The following is a 2,826-nucleotide window of genomic DNA, read 5'->3' as shown; positions in this document are numbered from 1 at the left end:
AAATGACTGTTACCTGCGAGCGAATCCGCACCGAAGACGGCGTCACCCTCACGGCGGATTTCTACCGGCACGACACCGCCCGCGCCGTCGTACTTCTCCTGCATGGTGGTGGTCAAAATCGCCACGCTTGGACCACCACGGCGCGCCGGTTGCATGCGCGCGGTTACACCGTCGTCGCCTACGATGCCCGAGGCCACGGCGATAGCGGGTGGGACCCGACTGGGCGATACGAACTCGCAGGACTCACATCCGATCTGCTGGCTGTGCGCGAACATGCGAGTGACGACCGCCCGCCGGTGGTCGTTGGTGCGTCGTTGGGTGGCATGACCATTTTGGGAACCCATCTGCTGGCACCAGCCGATTTGTGGTCAGCAGTCGTTCTTGTCGACATCACCCCGCGAATGGAGTTCCACGGTGCACGCCGCGTCGTGTCATTTATGGCCGCCCATCCCGACGGATTCGGCACGCTCGACGACGCGGCCGACGTCATCGCCCAATACAATCCGCACCGCGCTCGTCCCGAAAGCCTGGACGGACTGCGAAAAGTGTTGCGCCAACGCGACGATGGCAGGTGGATTTGGCGATGGGATCCGGCTTTCATCACCTCTAATTTTCAGTTCCTGCAAGGTGACCCCGCCACTGGTGCCGAACAGTTCGACGCGATCAGCGAACTGCTTGTTGAGGGGGCCCGTCGCGTGCAGGCACCAACGCTTCTGGTGCGCGGCGTCCTCTCGGATGTGACATCGCAGCAGTCGGTCGATGAATTCCTCCAGGTTGTCCCGCACGCCGAAGCGGTGGACGTTTCCGGCACAGGTCACATGGTGGCCGGCGACGACAACGACGCCTTCACTGCAGCAGTCGCCGGATTTCTCGACCGCACGATAGCCAATTCGGCCTGAGAACCTCTGAGCTGTGTGGCGCAGCCCAAAGCTGGCCATAGTTAAGGGCAGCCGACAGCTACCAAAACCAAGATATGCGTGACATCCATCCACTTAAGCAGGATGTGAATGGCCATTAGCTACAGTCGAGCGATGCACCTTCGTACCGTCTGCACCACAGTAACTTCCGGCTTGGTCGAGGGTTTCTCCCGAGACGGCGTGACCAGGTGGCGATCCATCCCCTACGCCGAGCCGCCCGTCGGGGCGTTGCGCCTAAGAGCCCCCCGGCCAATCGAGCCGTGGGAGGGAGTCTTGCCGTGTCACCGTTTCAGGTACTGTGCACCACAGCCGCGCAAATACACTTTTGTTGGCCTCGGCAAATATCAGCCGATGAGCGAAGACTGCCTGACGCTGAACGTCGTCGCGCCCGACACCAGATACGAGCGGCCGTTACCTGTGATGGTGTTCATCCATGGCGGCGCATACTTCCTCGGCAGCTCCGCGACACCGGTATATGACGGGGCATCGTTGGCTCGCAAGGGGTGCGTGTTCGTGTCAGTTAATTACCGGCTGGGCGCGCTTGGAGCAGTTGACCTCTCGTCTCTGTCTACCGACGCCTTCCGCATCGACGACAATCTTTATCTGCGTGATCTGGTTATGGCGCTCCGTTGGGTGCGTGACAACATCGCAAGCTTCGGCGGCAATCCCGACGCTGTGACGATATTCGGCGAGAGCGCAGGGGCACACGCAGTGGCGACGCTGTTGGCTGTTCCAGCTGCTAAAGGGCTGTTCGCTCAAGCCATTTCTGAGAGCCCCGCGGGAGGTTTGGCTAGTTCCCGTGAACAATCTGAAGAATACGCCGCAAGGTTTGCGGCGATTCTCGGAGCTCGGAGGCGAGACGCTGCCGCGGTCTTGCTGACCGCGCCGCCGACCGACCTCGTAGCGACTTTGGATCATCTGATCATGCAGGAAAGCCGCAACGCGCCGGGCGTATATCCGGTCGGTCCCACATATGGAACCGACTACCTGCCGCTGGATCCAATGGATTCGTTGCGCTTGGGAAAAGCACACCGAGTGCCTCTCGTCGTGGGTAACAATGCGGAAGAAGCCAAGCTGTTCACCCGCTTCCTGAAACTACTGCCAACGAACGAACCCAAGATCGAGCTGCTGCTATCGACTGTGGAATCTGCTGACCGTGAGCGGATTACGGCGGCGTACCCCTCTTATCCGAAAGCCGCTGCTTGTATTGAATTGGGAGGCGACTTCACGTTCGCATCGGTCGTATGGCAGATCGCCGACGCGCACAGCGCACACGCTCCGGTATACGTGTACCGCTATGACTACGCTCCGCGCACGTTGCGATGGTCCGGGCTGGGGGCCACTCATGCTACCGAATTGCTCGCAGTTTTCGACGTCTACAGAACGCGGTTGGGTCGGCTGCTCAGCGCGGCAGGCGACAAATATACGGCGCTGCGCATTACCGAGGATGTCCAGTCGCGGTGGTGCGCCTTCGCCCGCACAGGCGTGCCTGGCGCGGGTTGGCCCAGCCACGTCAGTGCCGACCATGCGGTGATGATCTTCGACAGGACATCGCGGGTCGAGTGTGACCCGCTTGCGGTTCGGCGCCAGGCGTGGGAGGGATTTACCTTCCGCCGCCCCTGACCGCATTCTGTGTGCATCTCGTTCCCGACATGCCGCGAACTGCCGCGGGCGAGGTATTCAAAGACAGAGCTTCGCCCGTAATTCGGCGGGGAGCGGCGTTCAGCCCTACGTTGAACCGCTGTTCGTCGCGTCAGCTGCTGATTACCACCACCACCTGGGAATGGAACCAGACGCCCAGGTAGTTGCGCGCGGAGCGCTTGAGCTTCAGCCTATCGGCTCGCGCTACGGCGGCGGGCCAAAAGTTTCGATAGTGGGATGGCCCACTCGGGTCAGAGTTGACCCTGCT

At 61.3% G+C, this 2,826-nt stretch carries 2 protein-coding genes; both read left to right on the top strand.

The window, feature by feature from the left end:
- Window positions 1-2 precede the first annotated feature (2 nt).
- Window positions 3-899 carry an alpha/beta fold hydrolase gene (locus HMPREF0591_RS28470; protein WP_033721570.1) on the top strand — a complete coding sequence of 299 codons (897 nt, stop codon included), beginning with the start codon at window positions 3-5 and terminating at the stop codon, window positions 897-899.
- Window positions 900-1,031: 132 nt separating this feature from the next.
- Window positions 1,032-2,540 carry a carboxylesterase/lipase family protein gene (locus HMPREF0591_RS28465; protein ID WP_033721569.1) on the top strand — a complete coding sequence of 503 codons (1,509 nt, stop codon included), beginning with the start codon at window positions 1,032-1,034 and terminating at the stop codon, window positions 2,538-2,540.
- Window positions 2,541-2,826: the final 286 nt, after the last annotated feature.

The sequence above is a fragment of the Mycobacterium parascrofulaceum ATCC BAA-614 genome, assembly GCF_000164135.1.
Lineage (GTDB): Bacteria > Actinomycetota > Actinomycetes > Mycobacteriales > Mycobacteriaceae > Mycobacterium > Mycobacterium parascrofulaceum.
The sequence above is the reverse complement of the archived record's forward strand: the minus strand, read 5'-3'. Positions and strand labels throughout refer to the sequence as shown.

Excerpts from the sequence above, each read along its gene's own strand:
- HMPREF0591_RS28470 (WP_033721570.1), top strand. The coding sequence starts at position 3 with ATGACTGTTACCTGCGAGCGAATCCGCACCGAAGACGGCGTCACCCTC.
- HMPREF0591_RS28465 (WP_033721569.1), top strand. The coding sequence starts at position 1,032 with ATGCACCTTCGTACCGTCTGCACCACAGTAACTTCCGGCTTGGTCGAG.